Source organism: Metabacillus sediminilitoris, assembly GCF_009720625.1.
GTDB lineage: Bacteria > Bacillota > Bacilli > Bacillales > Bacillaceae > Metabacillus > Metabacillus sediminilitoris.
Genome location: NZ_CP046266.1, coordinates 5,009,074 through 5,029,539, shown reverse-complemented (window position 1 = coordinate 5,029,539; position 20,466 = coordinate 5,009,074). Strand labels below are relative to the sequence as shown.

The window sequence follows — 20,466 nt, the reverse complement described above, 5'->3', positions numbered from 1 at the left end:
AATTACTTCACAGTTTTGCGTACACTTTCAATTTTGAATATGGAATTGAAAGTTTAGGACGCTCTATGGGGAAAGGATTTTAAAAAACATATGGAAGATTTATTATTTATTTAATCACCAATATATTGCTAGATGGTGTGTACATTTACTTATGGTATCCTATTCAGCGCAAACTTGGTATGGCTTCTGGAGAAATGTCTCCACATACTACCTTTGCTATTATGATAGGGGTTGCAGTTATCATTTATTTATTTATTTATTTCAAGTATGGTAAGAGAAAGACAATCAAATTTATGAAAAAATCTGAGTTGAAAACAATTTGAGACTACTAGTAAGAAATAGTGGTCTTTCCTCTTTAGTGGGAAAATCAAGTATTCTATGATGGCATAGCGCTTAAACAAACGGTATCACCAGTCAAGAGCAATCTTCAGCAAAACCAGCTAATAGTTTGTCAACATTTTTCAGTAAAAAACTATATTTTCTCGTGATATACTAATAATGTCCATGACAAATAACCTTCCTAATTTACATATTTGGAAGGTTTTTCATTTTATAGTTAGATATAGTACTTAAGCTATATCTTGGAAGGCTGTTTTGCTTTTTAATAAGGCATAGATCCAGTGTAAGAGCTTATTCACACAAGCAATAACGGCAACCCTAAAGGGTTTACCTTCATCGCGTTTTTTGTCATAGAACTCTCGTAATTTCTTGTTTCTTGCAATGATCTCATCTGTTGTCTTTTGCTTTCTGGTATCACGAATACCGCACCTTACAGCCATATATAGAGATCGCCTTAATCGGCTAGAGCCTCGTTTAGTAATTTTGTTTTGAGTAGCTGTAAATCGACCAGAAGAGTAAACACTAGGGTCTATTCCGGCAAATGCAACTAACTTTTTAGGGTGATTAAACCTTTCTATCTCTCCAATTTCTGAGATGATTGTTGCCGCAATTTTTTCTCCGATACCGGGGATAGATTGGATAATCTTATATTCTTCCATTTCTTCAGCGAGGGCATCTATTTCAGCTGCTAACTTTGATAGGTGCTCTTCGTATTGAAGAACGATATTAATTAATATCTTTAGATTAAAGATGTGACTGTCGTACATATTATGCTGAAATGGATTTCTATCTGCCGCCTCAATAAGTTTCTCTACTTTCTCTTCAGCCCACTGATTTGATCGACTCTTACACAGGGATGAAATGATATTGATTAACTCTGACTTTGGTATTTTTAATACAGACTCTGATGTAGGAAATGTATTAAGGACATTTAAAGAGACTCTGGAATATAGATCTCCAAACACACCTCGATATTCAGGAAATACTTGATCTAATAGAGTTTGTAATTGTAATTTTGTTTGAGATGAGACACTTACTATTGCTTCCTGTTGTCTGGTGAGGTTTCTCAGATTTAATAACTGAATTCCTCTTTTTCTATGAGGTTCTAACTCTTCCTTGTAGAATAGCTCGCAAAGTTGGTACGCATCTACAGGGTCTGTCTTTACCTTTCTAAGATTGGTACTACGTGAGCGATGAGACACTAGAGGGTTCACCATAATATACACATAGTCTTGTTCATCTAAAAACTGGACAACAGGGGAATGATAAGGACCAGTTGACTCCAAGATAACCGAAGGTTTCATTCCATCTGATGCTTTCGTAACCTCCTCTAAGAAAACTAATAAGCTATCTAAACCATCCAAAGTATGCTTAACACTAAAGCTTTTACGATAAGGTTTTCCTTTATCTAAAAAGGCTTGAACCTGACTTTCTCCTTTTGAAACATCCAGACCAATCACTGGATTCATCTATCAATCTCCTCCTTGAAATGAATTAGTCGGTAACCCCTAAGCTTCTTGTAATGCCATAGGTTCGCTTGTTAAACGGGATCTATGTCCCAACCAGCCTAAAACATGTTTATACAAGTAGGGGGCGAACAGTTTTGCTGACGGGATCAAGTCCCACGGGCGCTGCGTTCTACCCCGACTACCGCTATCATAAGACCTCATGAAAAAAGGTCAACCAGAAAAAACTGGCTGACCTTATATTACGATCGGGCGCTATTCTTAAGTAAAGAATGTGCCTTTTTTCTTGTATTTCAAGGGTTCTCACGGTTCTATAATTGGTTATTGTCTGCGATTGTTGAATAACTTGCGTATAAAAAAGTCTCTCCTTGAACATAATAGTATCTAGATTAATTGATTTATAACATGGGAGAGTGAAAGAATAATGTTATTATCAGAAGCCTGGGAAAAGTATCAACTAGATAAAAAAATAGAGGGGTATTCGTCTCTTACATTAAAAACATATTGTTTTCAATATAATCTCTTATTACGATTTTTCGGTGATATTGATATGGATGAACTTACTACAGAAAAATTAAAAGAGTACCTAATACAGGCGGGCGAACACTTAAAGCCGTCTAGTTTGGGACACAGGGTTCGTTGCATTAAATCACTCTTCAAATGGACGCATGATGAAGGCTTTATTCCTAAAAATCCTGCTGCTAAATTAAAAGAGCCAAAATTAGGCAAAAGAATTCCAAAATTCCTTTCAGAACTAGAGATTGAACATCTTAGGGAAGCTTGTCATACTTCGATGGAGAATGCGTTATTTGAATTTATGTATTCTACTGGTTGCCGTATTGGGGAAGTTGTAAAATTAAATCGTGATGATATTAATTTCTCAACGAATTCAGTCATTGTACATGGGAAAGGTGATAAAGAAAGGGAAGTGTACTTTAATACCCGTTGCTCCATCTGGTTAAAAAGGTATCTAGATGAGCGAGATGATAAGGATTCCTGTTTGTTTATTACGGATAGAAGGCCAAACAGGCGTATGAGTATTGATAATCTGAGATATATTATCAAACGCATATCAAATCGCGCGGGGATAAAAAAGAGTATACATCCTCATCAATTACGACACAGCTATGCTACACATATGATTAATAACGGTGCGCCACTTGAAGTGATCCAGAGCTTACTGGGACATGAGAAGAGTGAGACCACTAAAATATATGCTCAGCTAAGTGGAAAGTTGAGACACGATTTTTATAGTAAATATTTTTGAAAGCTATATAAATTAAACTTTAATCGAAATCGAGGCACGCATTTAAATAGGCGTGTCTTTTTGTTATCGGGCCATTTAATGGAGTAAGGCTTATCGAGAGGGCCAGGATTGCAACCTAGCGACTTCTTTTTACCCCCATCACAATTTTATCTAATTGTAATAGGATAATGGGGAAATTCAATTTTTTCTTTCATTTGATGAATAATATCTTCCGAATTAGTAAACTAGTAATAAAAACATATAATCGAAAGGAAATTGATTGTTATGATCAAATTAATTCTCTAAAAAAGAAACACGAATTTGAAAGTTTAACAATTAATAAAAAAATCAACCAAAATCCGTTTATGAAAAAATTAGAATTGTGTTAAAACCTAAAAAGCTACTTCAAAGATTGACATCTCTGAAGTAGCGCCTGCTTTATAACTTTCTATATTTCTCCGGTACTCTGGAATCGAATATGGGAACTTCTTTTCTTATTTGCGGTACTTTCTCTAAATCTAAAGTTGCCCTTAATTCACCAACCTCTTGATCTAATTTCTGAACGATGTCTCCCCAAGGATCTATAATTTGTGAGCAACCTGCGAATTTTACTCCTAACTTTGTCCCAGTTACATTTGATGCAACAACATACATTTGGTTCTCAATTGCACGTGCACGAAGTAACGTATTCCAATGTGTTTCCCTTGCGAGTGGCCATTCTGCTACGATGTGCAGTACTTGAATACCTTGTAATGCTAAGTCACGAATAATTTCAGGAAATCGTAGATCGTAACAAATAATAACCCCCATCTTCACACCTTCAAGTTCAAATACTTCAACTTGATTAAGACCACCCGTTAAAAACTTTGGCTCATCTAACATCGGAACAAGGTGCATCTTGTCATATGTGTGAACAATCTCACCCATTCGATTTACAATAACCGCTCGATTAAAGATATCTTTATCTTCTAATACGACAATCGAGCCACCCACCAAATTTACATTAAACTTCTTAGCCAGTGATTGTAAAAATTCAGTTGATTGATTACCATCCACTTTGCATATTTCTTTCAATTCTTCCAGTGCATAGCCCGTAGACCACATTTCAGGAAGAACTACAACATCCAAGTCGTCATTGTAGTTAGCTTCTAACCAGCGTTCAATGATTTTCCTATTCTCTTCTGGATTTCCAACTTCCAAATCCATTTGAAATACTAAATAATTCACATTGGTCACTCCTCAATTGTATTTAGTAATGAAGTATCTGGTTTCACAAACAACCATAAAATAGCTGCAATGAATACAGGGATTATAGTCACTCCTAATGTGATATTCCATCCAAAGTTTTCTGCTAACCAACCACATAACAACGGTGATACAAATGCTCCTAGATTTCCCCACAAGTTCATCCAACCCGAAACGGATCCAGAAAAATTTCTGCCTAAGTCTGTAGCAGAAGCCCAAGAACACACTACTGTGAATCCAAGTGAACCCAAGCATATTGATAACCATAAAACATTCATATATGGAGATACTGTCATAACAGCCAGGTACATTGAAATAATAAATATAATTAAACCTGAGATAGCTAAAGAGGATCTAGAAATTTGTTTTGAAAAACCTTTACGTACTAAACGGTCAGAAAGCATACCACCTGTCATTACGGTTATTAATATTGCTAACCATGGAAGGCTTGCAGCAAATCCCATTTTACTTAATGAAAATCCTCTATCTTCCAGTAGGTATGTGGGTAACCAAACTAAAAAGAACGTAATGATATATAAAACAACAAAATATTGCAAGCCTAACGCCCAAAATCTATAGCTTTTCAAAAATGTATTCCATGGTGCTCTAGCTTTAGCGGTATTAACAATTTCTCTGCCTTCTAGTATATATTCTTTTTCTTGTTCATTCACTAATTTGTGAATTTCAGGATAGTCTCTAGCGATAACCCACCATACACCCGCAATGATTATTCCTATCAATCCAAAAATATAAAATACAGCTTGCCAGCCAAAATATTGATAGATATAAACCGTAACGATAGGGGCTATAACTGGTCCAAAATAGGAACCTGCCAATAAAGCACTAGACGCTCTAGCCTTTTCATCTCTTCTAAACCAATTTGTATTAAATACGGCGTTAGCTGGAAACATCGGTCCTTCACCTATTCCAAATAAGAATCTCACCGCATACAACAGACCGTGAGATTTAACTAAACCAGTCAAACCCGTAAATACTGACCACCATACTAGAGCAAAAGTGATCATTTTTCTTGGACCAAACTTTTCTGCCAAAAGTCCTGCTGGAATTTGCATTAACGCGTAACCTAATGAGAATAATGATGCAAGCATCCCAAACTGAACTTTATCTAAGCCTAAATCATCCATCATTGGTTTTGCTATTATTGAAATATTCGATCTATCCATGTAAGCGATTACACCAATGATGAAGAAAAAGAAAGCTAGTCCCCATCTAACTTTTGTCGGTTTCTTTTTGGGCGCTGAAGAAGTATCTGAAGTGTACAAATTACGTTGGGCCATTGAATTATTTTTCAAAAAAATCCCCCCTTAATTGACAATGGAATAATGATGTTTAATTTTTCTGTTTAACTTCGGGTGTTCAATTTCATATTCAAATTTATCACCAAAAATAAATCCATTTTTTGTAGGTACAGTACCTGAAAAAATAACAGTATGTTCTAAATCATTTTCCCCTAATTTGTCCAGCTTTTCTAATAAAATATCAACCTCTAAAAGTGCTTCTAAAGTGTCTTCTTGATATAAACATTTTTCCCCATTTGAAGTAACATAAGAACGTAAAATAATATTATCCCAGTCTTCTCTTAAATCTGCTAATTTCCAAAAATCAGTTGCAAGGGGTTTATCACATACTAATTTAGACTTTAAAATATCCTCTTTTTCTACTTCTCGATCAGTATGATCGCTGCCAAGGGTAACCAACCATTCTTTTCCGTCATGGAATAACACATATTCTGTTTCCCCGGAGGAAAATTTGCTTCCATGACATTCATTAGAAAAATTCAGTTGTTCTACTTTTTGTGGATATATCATGGGTACATTAGGTGGAGGTGCAATTCCTAATTCTTTTAATTCATCTATGTGTTCTTGGATTTTTTCTGTATTTCTTCCCCCATACCCAACAACAATTACTTTATTAATCTCAATTTCATGTTTTTTAACCTCTCCATTAGGAAGATGTAAATTAATTACTTTCCTCATTTGAATTCCTCCTCAATTGATTAATAATTTCATTTTTGGTATTTTCCACATGGTTATTCGATGCTATCAAAAGTTGATTTATATCTTGTGATTTTAAACCTTGTACAATTTCTTTATGTTCAGAAATTGTTTCCTCAATACGCGACTTCTCAGTTATTGCTTTTAACCCAAACCATCTTATCTGATCACCGATTTCCTCAAACCATTTTTCTAATCGCTCATTTTTAGTTAAAAATACAATTTTGGAATGGAACTCCTTATCTAATTCAATAAATCTTTGATGATCTGTTTTATTTTTTTCTTGTTCCTCAATGTAACCTTCTAATACTTTTATTTGTTCTAACGTAATATTGCCACAAATTTTTTCTAGTGAGAAACGGTCAAACATCATTCGTATTTCCATTACTTCAATTACATGTTCTTCTGTAATTTCATTAATAAACGTACCAACCCGTGGCTTTGAAATTATCCATTTTTCCCTTTCTAACAACGCCAGAGATTCTCTTACAGGAGTTCTACTTATCCCTAACTTTTCACTTAGGTCTCTTTCATATATTGTTTGACCCGGTAATAGTTCATAATTCAAAATTGATTTCTTAATTGCCTCAAAAGCTATATCTCTTAACGCCATACCTGTTTCTATTTTTTTCATTGTTCACCTCCTGGTATGTGGTATACCTCATTCTATTACATCTTGAAAATTCAGTCAATTCAAAAAAACAGATTTTTAATGATTTACATTTGAAAAGTAGCTACAATATAGTCCAAGTTTCACTCATCAGGTAGGGTTTAATGGAGTGCTTGTTGCATGCTAACGTTCCTGAAAAATGATAAAAATTTTTTCAATTCTTATGATTAAGAACTAAGATGTAAAAGTAAGCCAATTGTAGATTTAATTTTTTTGGATTTAGTAATGCTTTTTATTTCTTGAAAATAGTAAGGAAAATATATACGTTCTTTTTCCGGAATCGGGCGCTTTCCTTGAACAAGGATCAGCGCTTATTTTCATTATAGGGCCAGTTTATGGAGTAACGGAAAAAGTCCAATTTCTCAGTATTAAAATTGAGAAGTTGGGTTTTTATATTGAATTTCCTTAGCGTTGTTAGTTCTAAAAGAATTGACAACGTTTTTGTTAGGGGATATAATATAAATTGTTATCCGAAACGTTTTGGAGGAAATAAAAGTGACAACAATAAAGGATATTGCCAAAGCTGCTGGTGTTTCAGTAACAACCGTTTCAAGAGCCCTAAACGGTTACTCGGATGTTAATGAAAAGACGAGAGAAAAGATTATTGCGGTTTCTAAACAACTAAATTATAGTCCTAATACATTGGCAAGAAGTCTAGTAATGAAAAAATCTAAAACAATTGGATTACTCGTTTCAGGGATGACAAAGCAGAGTGGAAAAGACAATCTTTTATTTGAGGTGTTACGCGGACTTAATCAATTTTCTGCGGAAACAGGCTATGACTTAGTGTTATTTAGTACGAATTCGACAAAGCAGCGTGAAAAAACATATTCTCAGTTATGTCGAGAAAGACGGGTAGATGGTGCGATTATCCAAGGGATTAAAACGGATGATCCATATTTACAAGAGGTTGTCGATAGTGATATTCCTTGTGTATTGGTTGATATTCCGATTGAAAGTGAAACAGTCGGGTATGTAACGACAGACAATGTGCTAGGAGCTAAAAAAGCCGTCAATCACTTATTGGAACTCGGTCACCGCAATATCGCGATGGTCAATGGACATGAATTCGCATTTGTGAGTCAAAAGAGGTTAGAAGGATATGAACAAGCGCTTCAAGAGGCGAATATTCCTTCCCGAACTGAGTGGGTGATAAATGGTGCTTTTGAAGAGGAACAAGCTGAACACCAAGTGTATCAGTTGTTGAAAACGCATCCAGATATTACGGCGATTTATTGTGCGAGTGATTTAATGGCCATTGGTGCAATGAAAGCTGTAAAAAGGCTTGGGTTATGTATACCAAATCAAATTTCTATTATTGGGTATGATGATATTTTGCTATCGTCCTATATGACACCTTCGTTAACCACTATTGCACAGAATTTTTACGAAATGGGATTTGAGGCAGGCAAAATGCTTATCGAGATATTAGAAGACAAGGCAAAGTCTCACAGAAAATTATTAGAAACGAGACTCATTGTTCGTGAATCAACGATCAAAAACCACACTTAATTGTGGTTTTTAAATAACCCTAAATCCGAAACGTTTTGGTAAAAGGAGTCATGCTCCTTTATTTATTAACCTAAAAACCGAAACGTTTTGGATAGAAAATGAGAGGAGACTATTATGGATTATCGAGTAATTAAAGAAAATGATTTATTTTTACTAACTGACACGAAAGGAAATATACCAGAAAACCACCCCTACGGTTTAGGACTTTATACGAAAGATACAAGATTCCTAAGTAAATTAGATTTACGAATTAATGGGGAAGAACCAATCCTGCTTTCTTCAGATGCAACAGAAAACTACATGGCTAAAATTTTACTAACAAATCCGCATATGGAAAAAGACGGAGAGTTAATTTTATGGAGAGAATCAGTAGAGATTGAGCGTCTTCGCTTTATTTGCGATGATATTCTTTATGAAACAATCAAGGTGAAAAACTACTATCCAAAATCCATTTCTTTTAATGTTAGCGTACATATGGACGTTGATTTTGCGGATATGTTCATTGTTCGAGGATTCCAAACGGGAAAAGTTGGCCAGCGTCAAGGTCAAACAGCTGAAGATAATACGCTCACTTACCATTACGCAGGAGCAGACGATATTTACCGCGCTACAAAAGTACAATGGGATAGACCAGCAGAAAAGGTAAATGAAGAAGGAAGCATTCAATTTAATTTTACGCTGGGTCACGGTGAGGAAGATACAGTCACGCTCATGATTCAACCTCTAATTGGTGAAAAACAAGAAAAAACATTACGAAGCGTTCAAGAAGCAATGGAGCAATTAAAGCACTCATATGAGCAATGGGAAGAAAAAATAGTAAAAGTGACAACGGATTATCAACCATTACAACGCCTCATAGACCGTGGTATTGCGGATTTAAAAGTATTGTTAACAGACTTAGGATACGGTCAATTCCCTGTTGCCGGCCTGCCTTGGTTTGGTGTACCGTTTGGCCGCGATAGTTTAATTGCTGCCCTTCAAATGTTAGCGTTTAACCCGGAGATTGCAAAGGGAACGCTCTTAACAATGGCAAACACCCAGGGACAAAGTGTTGATCCATGGAGAGATGAACAGCCAGGTAAAATTATGCATGAAATTCGTTTTGGGGAGTTAGCGAATACGAATCAAATTCCATTTACACCTTATTATGGAACCATTGATGCAACCCCGTTATTCTTAATTTTATTAACTGAATATGTAAAATGGACAGGGGATTTTGAGCTTGTAAAAAAACTTGAAGGAAATATAGAAGCAGCTCTAACTTGGATTGACCAATATGGTGACCGTGATGGTGATCTATTTGTTGAATATCACCAAGAGTCAAGTAAAGGTATTGCAAACCAGGGATGGAAAGATTCTGGTGATTCTATTGTCCACCGCAACGGTTACTATGCCCAAACACCGATTGCACTCTCAGAAGTGCAAGGATACGTGTATCAAGCAAAGACTGGTTTGGCAGATATTTACGAAGCAATTGGCCGTACCGAGGAGGCAGAAACTCTCCGCAGTGAAGCAAATGCGTTGCAAGTTAAGTTCGATGAAGCATTTTGGATGGACGATGTGTCTTTCTATGCGATTGCCCTGGATGGAAACAAGCAGCAAGTGGGAACAATCACATCCAATCCAGGCCATCTCTTGATGTCAGGTATGCTGTCTTCTGAGCGAGTGGAGGCAGTTTCTAAGATACTTCTTTCTTCTAAGATGTTTTCCGGATACGGGATTCGCACGATGGGAGAGGAGGAAGCAGGATACAATCCAATGAGCTATCATGATGGAAGCATTTGGCCTCATGATAACAGCTTAATTATACTTGGATTAAGCAAAATAGGAAAACAAGAAGAGGCAAATAATGTAATTCAAGGCTTGATCGATACTTCTTCACATTTTGAATATGATCGTCTCCCGGAGCTGTTTTGCGGGTATTCCAAAGAACGTGGAAAGCCGGTTTTATATCCGGTAGCGTGCTCACCTCAAGCCTGGGCAGCGGGAACGCCATTATTATTTATTCAATCGATCCTAGGAATGTTCCCGGACAGTACGAAAAAGCAAATTCACCTTAGTCCGCAGCTACTGCCATCCATGAATGAGCTATCTTTAGAAGGGATCGTAGTTGGAAACGGTCAGCTATCCCTAACTGTCAGGAGAGAAAACGACGAAGTTGCAATGGACATTATGGAGAATACAACTGGCTATGAGATTGTTATGCGATAATGCCAACTGGGGGAGTCACGATGAAAAAGTGGTTTAAATCGATTGTAGTTGTCACTTTGCTTTCCGGGTCCCTCCTTACAGGATGCAACCCAGTGGAGAGCTCTGAAACAGCAGATGGAAAAACAGAAATTGTGTTAAGCGGCTGGGGTGGAAATCCTACTGAAGCAAAATTACTTCAACAGACTATTCGTGATTTTGAAAAGAAACATCCAGATATAAAAGTAAAGCACGACGTAATTGCCGATCAATATATGGACGTTTTGAAAACACGTTTAATCGGTGGGACGGGACCCGATGTTTTTTATCTGGATGCATTTGAAGCTCCGGGTTTAATTGAATCGGGAGTGCTGGAACCACTGGACAAATACGTGACAAAGGATTTTGACGTGAACGATTTTGAAAAACCGATGCTGCAAGCTTTTCAACACAACGGAAAAACATATGGGTTTCCAAAAGACTATTCGACACTTGCTCTTTTCTATAACAAAAAAATGCTAGAGAAAGCTGGAGTAGAAGTACCGAAAACGTGGGATGAGCTGCAAGAAGCAGCGAAAAAGCTGACGAAAGACAGCGTGTATGGTTTGGGAATCACACCTGAATTGGCGAGGCTATACTTCTTGTCAGAGTCAAAAGGCGGACAAGTCATGACTGACAATAAAGCAAGCTTTGCCAGCAAAGAAGTAGAAGAAGGTCTGCAATCCATCATTGATATGCGGTTGAAAGATAAATCTGCCGCACAGCCAAATGAAGCTGGGGCAGACTCGGGAATCGAAATGTTCGGACAGGGAAAGGCAGCCCTGGTTTTAGAAGGAAACTGGACCATTCCATATTTAAGTGATACATTCCCAAACGTTTCCTATGGGACGGCAGAAGTGCCAGCAATTGAAGGAAAGAACAATACAATGGCTTTTACGGTTGCATATGTGATGAATAAAGAATCGAAGCATAAAGAGGCGGCATGGAAGTTGATTAAGTATTTAACGGGAAAAGAAGGCATGAAAACATGGACGAGCAAAGGGTATGCTTTACCGACCCGAAAATCAGTGGCCGAGGAACTGGGATTTGCAGACGATTCACTACGCGGACCGTTAGTATCGGGAGCTTCCTATGCAACCGTATGGCAGGATGGCCCTTACTTGCCTATCGCTTTTACAAACTTTAACAATCAATTTTTAAGCGCTTTTTTAGGAGATCAACCATTAAGAGAGGCACTGGAAAAAGCTCAAAAACAAGCAAATAAGGAAATTCGAATTAATGAATGAGAATATGTAGTGAGAGAGCTCTTGGGTGCTCTCTTTACACCATTCACTTTTCTAGTTCACTGTACAACACAGGACAATGGAGCTGATAGATATGAAAAAAACGAGAAAAAAATATACCCTCTATGAGATTGGACAAGGCTACACGTTTATGCTGCCTGCTATCTTTGTGTTGGCAGTTTTTATCATTGCCCCCATTCTCTATGCCATTTTCTTATCTTTTCATAAGGTAGAACTGTTGGGAGGTTCATCTTATGATTTCCGGGGGATAGACAATTTTGTGAAACTGATGGAGGACGAACGGGCCAAGATTGCACTTTGGAATACCATTAAGTACGTAGTCATTGTAGTTCCTGCTCAAACTCTTTTGGCTTTGGTCTTAGCAGCCACTTTAAATGCAGGGTTAAAGGGAGAAAAGTTCTTCCGCATTGTTTACTTTTTACCTACTTTAACGTCTTCTGCCGTATTAACGCTAATTTTTATGTGGATGTATAATCAAAACGGTTTAATCAATAAGCTGTTGGGGATGATCGGCCTACCGGGGTATAACTGGATTGGAGATCCGGATGTAGCCTTGCCTGCGATAATGATTATGAATATTTGGTCGACGGCTCCTTTCTTTATGACCATTTACTTGGCTGCTTTGCAGGATATTCCGGACACCGTTTACGAAGCGGCGAAAATCGATGGGGCGAATTTTTGGCAAAAGTTTTGGTATGTTACTGTTCCACAGTTGAAACCTGTTACATCATTTGTTGTAATTATGGGACTCATTGGAACATTCCAGTTATTTGATCAATCTTACATTTTCTCTAAGGGTTCGGGCGGTCCCAACAACTCCACATTAACTGTTGTTCTTTTAGTTTATCAATACGCCTTTAAAAACTTAGGAACGATGGGATATGCCGCAGCTATGGCATTAGGTTTAGCGCTTGTCATTCTTTTGGCTACTCTGCTGCAGCGAAAGTTTTCGAAGGAAGAAAACCTATACTAGGAGGTAAACAACATGAGAAAATATGGAGTTGGAAAAGTCATTTTATATACGATCCTTATATTGTATGCGATTATCACACTCATTCCATTTTTGTGGGCCGTTTCATCTTCTTTTAAATCATTAGAAGAAATTGTAAAAGGAACGATTGATTTTTGGCCTAAGGACTTTACACTTGATAACTATAAGCAAATTTTTATACAGCAAGAGCATTTTCCGAGATGGTTGTTTAATAGTTTATTTATTGCCATTGTAGGAACCATCCTAAATCTTCTTTTTAACTCAATGGCAGGATATGCTCTGGCACGGCTTAGCTTTCCAGGGAAAAAAGGGTTATTCATTATTATTTTAGCAGTTCTCATGATTCCGGCACAAGTAACTATGATACCGAATTTCTTGATTTTAAAGAGTCTTGGATGGTTGAACACATACCAGGGAATAATTGTTCCATCGATGATTAATGCTACATTTATTTTCATGATGCGCCAATTTTTCCTCAATTTTCCGAAAGAGCTGGAAGAAGCTGCATCACTCGACGGATTAACGAAACTTGGAACGTTCTTCCGCATTGTTTTACCGTTAGCAAAACCAGCTTTAGCGGCACAAGCAATCTTTGTGTTTATGGGATTCTGGAATGACTTTATGAGGCCACTTATTGTGATGTCAGATGTAGAAATGTTTACGCTTCCATTAGGTTTGAATACGTTTAAAGGGCAATTCATAAGTTACTGGAACTATATCATGGCTGCATCCATGGTTTTTACAATGCCAGTCTTGATTTTATATGCTTTCTTTAACCGATACTTTGTAAAAGGGGTTACGTTTACAGGGGAAAAATGATGGATTCTAGTACATGAAATCGATTGTCAATGCTTTTATCATGATTTCGCTTGCAACGCTTGGACTATGGTCGGCGGGAACTGCAGTGGTTGAAGGTGGATTATCCTTTGAAAGGATCTTTGGCGCAGCTCTATCCTATAATCCAGCTTTACCAAAGCTAACGAGCTTTATTTGGCTTTATGTTTTTTATTCTTATATCGTGTTGTATTTAGGAGGGTTATTCCAATTCTCAGATTGGAATGGCAACATTTCTCCTCTTGGCCACGTGCGTCAAACACCGATTGAAGAATTTTCATTCATGCCACTAATCCTATTAACTTGCTTGTGGTCGTGCTGACAGTAGTGGGATTTATTGGCTTTAATAAACGAGATATTGAAAATTAATATTAGCAGAGGGGATTGTCCAGAAAGTCAATGATAACTAACTTCTGGTAGCCTCTTTTTTTAAGTCGAACTGTGGAAACAGTTATAATCCGAAAGAATTTCGATAGTAGATATTCCAGAATAAGGGCAAAAGGTAAAGATCGTTATTAATGTCTTTTAAGATTATCTTGAAATCGAGTCTTCTACATAAGGGCGCTTTAATTGAATAATATTTTTTGTATTTTTTTCAGATAATATATGAAAAATCACATTTAATGAGCTCAAAAAATATATTTTTGCAATTGCGGGAGCTTGTTTGTGACAAGATAGCCCCCATAGGACATTCTATAAGAGATTATGAAATATGGGATGAAGTCTTAATAAAGGAAAAGAAGATGGATGTTCACCTAACCAAGATAAATAAATGGAAGTCAGTATCTATTTTTAGATACTGCTTCTTATTTTAGGGAAACTTAAGCAAACGTTAAGTTCTTGATAATCACTATGATAGATAATATTAAGCAGATCATTGAAGGAATAATCATTACAATTGATTGATGTGCTCGAAAAATGTGAGCATGTATGGCTCCCATCATGAGAAGTACAAACAATACACCTGATCCAACAGCCAAGTTTCTATTCCATAAACCTCCAATCATTCCTATTGCTCCAATAAGTTCAATAAATCCAATAACAGACATGAACCATAATGGATATTGATAATGCTGCCAATGTTCAACCTGAAACGGGATACGTAAAAGTTTTATGAATCCTCCGACTAAAATAAAAACGGCTAAAATTACTTGCATAACAACAGTTATCATTTAACCTCACTCCTTTTAAAGACCTTATTAGGTGTATTCTCATTGAATGATTGTATGGAAAAATATTCTATATAATGATTCTATCATTAATAGAATCATTATAGTGAAAGTTATGTATACGCCTTTGTAGGAATGTGCTTTTTTTTTGAGATAGTATCTAATTTTCTATATTTTGTAGACATTATAAGTTAATAACTGTTAGAATAGTCAGAAATATATTAAGGGTGGAAAAAATGAGGAAGAAGTTAGGCTGCTTACACGCACATTATTCGAATATAGGATATATAGAAAATGCACTTTCATCATTTGAAATAGAATTAGTTCATTTTGTTGACCCAGGATTAATGTATTGTGTTTCATCTGATGAGAAGTTTTTAACATCAGATGCACAAGACAAGGTAAAAGAGCAAATAGAATGGATTTCAAGATGTCATGTTGATGCCATCCTTATAACGTGCACGAACTATATTGCACTCTTAAAGGAAGATGAACTTTCATTAACAGTGCCTATTATAAAGATTGATGAACCCTACTTTGATTACATATGCAATATAAAGGAACCTCAAACAGTTCTATTCTCAAATCCAGCGACTGTTGAAGGAACAATGGCACGTCTTAATAATTATGCTAATATCCATCAGAAGTCTTTGGATATAGAGGTTATTGTGATAGAAAACTCATTTGAGTTGATCATGCAAGGGTTAAAAGATGAGTACAATCAAAAAATATATAAGTTTTTAAACCAAATCTTAAAAGAAAAGAATAAAGTGATATCTGTTGCTCAATTATCTATGGTTGAAGCATCTCAGCAATTTGAGTATAAAACATCTAAAACGATTATTAATCCTTTGGATACATTAATATCTTTCATTATTAATAAATTAGCGCTTGATAAAAAGAATACTAATAGTTAAAGGTTCATTAAAGTTTAAAACAAATAAATCAATTGAGTTCATAAAATTTCCCCCTTTGATAGTTTATCTTAAGCGATCCACGAACGAATGTCCGAGCTAATTCGTTACATCATAATCTAATCGAATACATGATATTCCGATCGTTCTCAAATTGAAGTTAAGATAAACCGGAATGTTGGCGGTAACCCTGAATAAAAAATCTTTCCATACAAACACTATGTATAGATTACTACTAGATCAGGAGGGATTCACATGGAAAATATATTGGAAACAGTTATGGATGCCATGAAATCATTTACAGTTCAAGACGAAGACCAACCTCTTCATGTCGGAGAAGTGATGGCTTGCTGGATTTACTTAGCAGGCCTTGAAATAGCCAAAGTATCAGTTCAAGCAGGTATAAATACTACGACGGATGATGAACTAAAAGCGATACTTGAAGAAGATATGAAACTAGGGAACAGTCAAAGGAAACGACTCCATGATTTCATGATTAAGGAAGGAATTACGTTACCTCCTGCCCCTGAAGAGATGCCACTATCAGACCCTAACAGTGTTCCTCTTGGTGTTAAATTAACGGATGATGTGATTGCAAATGAATTATCTTTAAAAATCATTAGTTTGATCATGCGTGCGGCTAGTGCTGCTACCGAATCAATTCGAACAGATGTCGGTTTATTGTTTATTCAGTTTCAAGCAGAAAAATTAGCTTTCGCGACTAGGTTAAAACATTTAATGCGTAAACGCGGATGGATTAAAGTACCACCGTTTTACGTTCCACCTGGTTCCCAAAAACCATTAAGTTAAGGGTAGCGTAGAAAGTAACATATAGGCACTAACACAAGTATCCTCTAAATAATTCTTGCAGGAGAATTAATATGCCAATCAATACTTGATCTATTACCCATGGTTCAAAAAAATCTTTATTATTACATAGTCAATATGGTCAGGTTATTTCCTCAAAGCAAAAGACAGATTTATGAAATTGGAAAATGGACAGATAGACTTAAACATTGCTGCTGAGTTTACAACTACTTACTGCCATAAACTATATTTTTTATTACTAAATACAGGAAGATATAGAAACAGGAGTTTAACTCATAATAGTCAACTCCTGTTTATTTTTATTCAAAATTCAATTTTATTGCAATCGACATAAAATCTTGAACAATTAAAAACGGTATGACTTAGGTAAAGTAGGTATCCCAATTCCTTTTAATAGAGAGCATGTATTGGATGATGACAGCAGACAAGAAAAAGAATAAGTTTGCTAGAGGGAGAGAACCCTTTTTTAAAGAGAAGAAAGAAAAAGGGTTTAAAAGTTTATTTGCCAGTGGTCTTTTCGTTTTATAGATGGGGATATCGTTTTTTTAGATTGCATTTGAAAATCGTGCATAAATTACAAGGCAGTGCCATGCTGCTGTAGTTTTTTTTATCTTGTTTTTTTGCAATTATTTTCTGGTACCAAACACTAATGTTGCCTTACATTCATAGTTAATAATTTTTCAGCGTTTACATAACCATTCCCTTGCGCATTAGGGTCTTGTTCAATATCTTCACATGCGTTAATCAGCTGTAGTTTGATGTCGTCGGGAGACTGGTTTGGATTCATTTGTAGCATTTGAGCGACTACGCCTGCACAGATTGGGGTGGCCATTGAGGTTCCTGATAAGGAAAAATAGTTTGAATCGACACGTGCTGATGCATTTGTTTTATCTAGAAAAGATCTCGGTGAACGTAAAGAAATAATATTGACCCCAGGTGTCACGAGATCAGGTTTTATCAGACCATCAATTGTTGGACCGCGGCTTGAAAAGTCGGCTACTATATCATTGGTACGGTCAACCGTATTGCGATCGTTGGCAGCACCTACGGTAATCACTTTTGGACTTATCCCGGGGCTGGCAATCGTGGATGGTTGAGGACCTGAGTTTCCTGCGGCTACACACACAACCATTCCATTATCCCACGCTTTTTCCACAGCCCTTACGACAGGGTCATCTTCAGCGGACTGTTGTGCATCACTGCCAAGTGATAATGAAAGAATATCGATATTTAATTGTGCTTGATTTTGGATACACCATTCCACCCCGGAAATAACAGTAGAAAGTGAACCAGATCCCATTTTATCAAGAACCTTTACTCCGACTATATTCGCCTCAGGTGCAGGTCCTTTATATTTTCCCCCGGATAATCTTCCGTTTCCTGCTGCATCTCCTGCACAGTGTGTACCATGGCCATTATCATCATATGGAGCCGTTCGATTATTAATAAAATCTTTAAATCCTTTGATCCGTCCTTGTAAATCTTCGTGTGGATAGATGCCTGTATCAATAACGGCTATAGTTACACCTTTTCCTGTTAAGCCGCTTTGCTGTAATTTGTCGGAGTGAATGGATGGGGTGGCTATATCAAGCAGGGCTGTCACTTTTCGATCATAATAGATTTTTTTAATGTGACTGCAATTATCTAGTAAATGTTCTATTTTTTCGATAGATAATTTAGTAGAGCAACAGGAAATGGAAGGATACTGATTCAGTGTGCTGGTATTTGTATTTTTAACATCATTTATGCCCAGCTCAAAACAATCTGCCTCAAACTCAATAATTAATGGTAACTTCTTTGCCTTCTTACTTACATACTCTATGGGTCGATGCAAAAAACACGGAATGTTGCGAAATGGGGAATAGACTTTCAGTAATTCTTGACGTATGTTTTTATCAAGTTTATGCCCATTTCTCCGAACCAGCTGAACCACGGAAAAACCAAACATGAACATTCATTCCTCTCTTAAAATTTTTGTATAAGATATCCTACGTAAATTTTTAATAGAGGAATGATTAAAACGTTCAAAAAATACAAAAAAGGCAAAAAACTAGAAATAGATTAGCCTTTTACCTCTTTTAGGACGTTCTCTAGATTTTCCCTTGCATTTATAATCATTTTTTCATACAGGCCCAAAATGGATTGACCATAAGTAGTGCTTGGCACAGCCCATTTTCCGTTTAAACCAACCCATGATGGAGCAGAGCCTCTTGCTACAAGATCAAAACGAGGATCAACGAGTGGATATTCATCAGGTAATGGTTTAATAGATGCATAGGCATATAAATGTTGCAAATGGGCAAGCACACCTTCCTTTGGTGTTTCAAAGCTTGCGCCAGGGTTATCCGGACCTGTTGCACCTAATCCACAAAAGTTGTTCTGTTTAGGATGCACAACCCCAGTGAATCGGAGATAGTCTGTTTCATGCATGGCTTGTGCAAAGGCAATGTCACCTCTGATTCCATAATATTCTCCGAACGTTGAATAATAAATCCCTAACTCTAGCGCATCTGGATTGATATTTTTAACAAATAGATTCATATGTTCCGGAGAAAGAAAAGTTTGGCCTAATATGGAATATCCGGATGGTATTTCGACATCTTCGGTACCTCTCGAGTCTTCAGCAATAATAAATGCATCACGGATCCCCGTCATTTTGACTTCTTCTAAACGTTTTTCTGCATTATCCAGGCTTGAAAAAGCCCCTGCCTGAACCCTGTACCAGGTGACACCTGAGATGGATACGGTATCCACAAAGGATTCAATTCCCTTGGACCGAAGAAATGTGACACGCTCGTCCGCATTATCTCTTGACTTGAACGACCCGGCTATAACTTTATATTCCGTACCTGTATCGGGATCATCCTGTTGTTGCTTGCGTTTAAGATTAAATGCTTTTGCTATTCCATTTGCATGACCTTGTGCCACTTTTTGGCGCCATGATGATTGTTTCATCAGTGCTGCATCTTGCGCATTATCAATAAAGCCATTTTCTGATAAAAGGGCATGCATCGCGGTTTCACGCAGAACATAGAAATTGGCCTTTTTTTTGCCGCGGTCTTGTAGTTGATTTAATTTTATTACTTCCGCATGGATGATATTTTGATATGTTGCTGTCGTAGAAGAGTCGGATAAGCCTGTGTGAATATAATCTTCGTAGCCCCTTGCAGAACCATTGAAAGCATTGCAGTGAATCGACAAATAAAAATCGGCTCCCCAAGCGTTCGCCTCATTTATCCGCTCGCTTAAGCTCTTGGTTGTATCGCCTGTACGGCTCATCTTCACTTGAATATTTTCATATTGAGTAGTTAAGATTGAACGTATTTTAAGTGCAATATCTAAAGCAATATCTTTTTCCTTCAGTCCATGGCCCCCGGCACCTGGGTCAGAGCCGCCATGACCTGGATCTAAATAAAGCTTCATCAATACCTTCCTTTCTTCTATTAAATTTATCTTACGTAATATATATATGAGAAAAATTCAAATTTGGATTGGACAAGTGCAATATTTTAGGAATTTAGGATTTATCTTTTCGAAGGAACCTATCATTCATACAGGGTGTATCCCAACAATATCATTTTGCAGTTGTCAGGATCTGCCACCTTATGATAAGATAAGAACAAATGTTCGGTTAAATCGCATTAATCAATAAACAGTTAATAACATAGTAGATTATCCAGACATAGTTTATACCTTCTCTACCTTCCAATGTCATCATGAAATTCAGTTATTACAAAAATATTTCA

Annotated in this window: 17 protein-coding genes; 9 read left to right on the top strand and 8 right to left on the bottom strand. The window is 36.7% G+C overall.

The annotated features are described in order from the left end of the window. Positions 1 to 569: 569 nt before the first annotated feature. Positions 570 to 1,808, bottom strand: a complete 1,239-nt coding sequence (locus GMB29_RS24270) for an IS110 family RNA-guided transposase (protein ID WP_136352371.1) — start codon at positions 1,806 to 1,808, stop codon at positions 570 to 572. A 421-nt stretch (positions 1,809 to 2,229) separates the two neighbouring features. On the opposite strand from GMB29_RS24270, the gene xerA reads away from it, so the two are divergent. Continuing rightward, positions 2,230 to 3,072 (top strand): site-specific tyrosine recombinase/integron integrase, encoded by an 843-nt coding sequence (xerA, locus tag GMB29_RS24265; RefSeq protein ID WP_136352372.1) that lies wholly within the window; start codon positions 2,230 to 2,232, stop codon positions 3,070 to 3,072. Positions 3,073 to 3,489: 417 nt separating this feature from the next. On the opposite strand, the gene GMB29_RS24260 is transcribed toward xerA, so the two are convergent. Genes GMB29_RS24260 through GMB29_RS24245 form a run of 4 tightly spaced genes read right to left on the bottom strand, consistent with a single transcriptional unit; the run spans position 3,490 to position 6,945 of the window. Then, a complete protein-coding gene (locus tag GMB29_RS24260; protein ID WP_136352373.1) occupies positions 3,490 to 4,278 on the bottom strand; it encodes a carbon-nitrogen family hydrolase in 789 nt (262 codons plus the stop codon). Between the two features lie 5 nt (positions 4,279 to 4,283). Further along, positions 4,284 to 5,594, bottom strand: a complete 1,311-nt coding sequence (locus GMB29_RS24255) for an MFS transporter (RefSeq protein WP_136352445.1) — start codon at positions 5,592 to 5,594, stop codon at positions 4,284 to 4,286. 27 nt (positions 5,595 to 5,621) lie between these two features. After that, positions 5,622 to 6,293, bottom strand: a complete 672-nt coding sequence (locus tag GMB29_RS24250) for a DUF2848 family protein (protein ID WP_136352374.1) — start codon at positions 6,291 to 6,293, stop codon at positions 5,622 to 5,624. Continuing rightward, a complete protein-coding gene (locus GMB29_RS24245; RefSeq protein ID WP_136352375.1) occupies positions 6,277 to 6,945 on the bottom strand; it encodes a GntR family transcriptional regulator in 669 nt (222 codons plus the stop codon). The genes GMB29_RS24250 and GMB29_RS24245 overlap by 17 nt, the downstream gene beginning before the upstream one ends. A gap of 531 nt (positions 6,946 to 7,476) precedes the next feature. Here GMB29_RS24245 and GMB29_RS24240 point away from each other — a divergent pair. The 6 genes from GMB29_RS24240 (at position 7,477) to GMB29_RS24215 (ending at position 14,131) form a co-directional block, all read left to right on the top strand. Beyond that, positions 7,477 to 8,493 (top strand): LacI family DNA-binding transcriptional regulator, encoded by a 1,017-nt coding sequence (locus GMB29_RS24240; RefSeq protein ID WP_136352376.1) that lies wholly within the window; start codon positions 7,477 to 7,479, stop codon positions 8,491 to 8,493. Between the two features lie 114 nt (positions 8,494 to 8,607). After that, positions 8,608 to 10,704, top strand: a complete 2,097-nt coding sequence (locus GMB29_RS24235; protein ID WP_136352377.1) for an amylo-alpha-1,6-glucosidase — start codon at positions 8,608 to 8,610, stop codon at positions 10,702 to 10,704. A 20-nt stretch (positions 10,705 to 10,724) separates the two neighbouring features. Further along, entirely contained in the window at positions 10,725 to 11,966 is a 1,242-nt protein-coding gene (locus tag GMB29_RS24230) for an ABC transporter substrate-binding protein (protein WP_136352378.1), read from the top strand. A gap of 91 nt (positions 11,967 to 12,057) precedes the next feature. Continuing rightward, on the top strand, positions 12,058 to 12,957 hold the full coding sequence (locus tag GMB29_RS24225) for a carbohydrate ABC transporter permease (protein ID WP_136352379.1): 900 nt from the start codon (positions 12,058 to 12,060) through the stop codon (positions 12,955 to 12,957). Positions 12,958 to 12,969: 12 nt separating this feature from the next. Continuing rightward, positions 12,970 to 13,794, top strand: a complete 825-nt coding sequence (locus GMB29_RS24220) for a carbohydrate ABC transporter permease (RefSeq protein ID WP_136352380.1) — start codon at positions 12,970 to 12,972, stop codon at positions 13,792 to 13,794. Positions 13,795 to 13,807: 13 nt separating this feature from the next. Then, positions 13,808 to 14,131 (top strand): hypothetical protein, encoded by a 324-nt coding sequence (locus tag GMB29_RS24215; RefSeq protein WP_227551423.1) that lies wholly within the window; start codon positions 13,808 to 13,810, stop codon positions 14,129 to 14,131. Between the two features lie 499 nt (positions 14,132 to 14,630). Here GMB29_RS24215 and GMB29_RS24210 read toward each other — a convergent pair whose 3' ends face one another. Continuing rightward, positions 14,631 to 14,981, bottom strand: a complete 351-nt coding sequence (locus GMB29_RS24210) for a DoxX family protein (RefSeq protein WP_136352381.1) — start codon at positions 14,979 to 14,981, stop codon at positions 14,631 to 14,633. Between the two features lie 233 nt (positions 14,982 to 15,214). Here GMB29_RS24210 and GMB29_RS24205 point away from each other — a divergent pair, with 233 nt between their 5' ends. Further along, positions 15,215 to 15,895 (top strand): hypothetical protein, encoded by a 681-nt coding sequence (locus tag GMB29_RS24205; RefSeq protein WP_136352382.1) that lies wholly within the window; start codon positions 15,215 to 15,217, stop codon positions 15,893 to 15,895. A gap of 252 nt (positions 15,896 to 16,147) precedes the next feature. Then, a complete protein-coding gene (locus GMB29_RS24200) occupies positions 16,148 to 16,702 on the top strand; it encodes a DUF3231 family protein (protein WP_136352383.1) in 555 nt (184 codons plus the stop codon). Between the two features lie 664 nt (positions 16,703 to 17,366). Here GMB29_RS24200 and GMB29_RS24195 read toward each other — a convergent pair. Next, positions 17,367 to 18,668, bottom strand: coding sequence for a S8 family peptidase (locus tag GMB29_RS24195; RefSeq protein ID WP_136352384.1), 1,302 nt, complete (start codon positions 18,666 to 18,668; stop codon positions 17,367 to 17,369). Between the two features lie 113 nt (positions 18,669 to 18,781). Then, the gene (locus tag GMB29_RS24190) at positions 18,782 to 20,143 is read right to left on the bottom strand and encodes an N-acetylmuramoyl-L-alanine amidase (protein ID WP_136352385.1); all 1,362 of its coding nucleotides are present in this window, start codon (positions 20,141 to 20,143) and stop codon (positions 18,782 to 18,784) included. Positions 20,144 to 20,466: the final 323 nt, after the last annotated feature.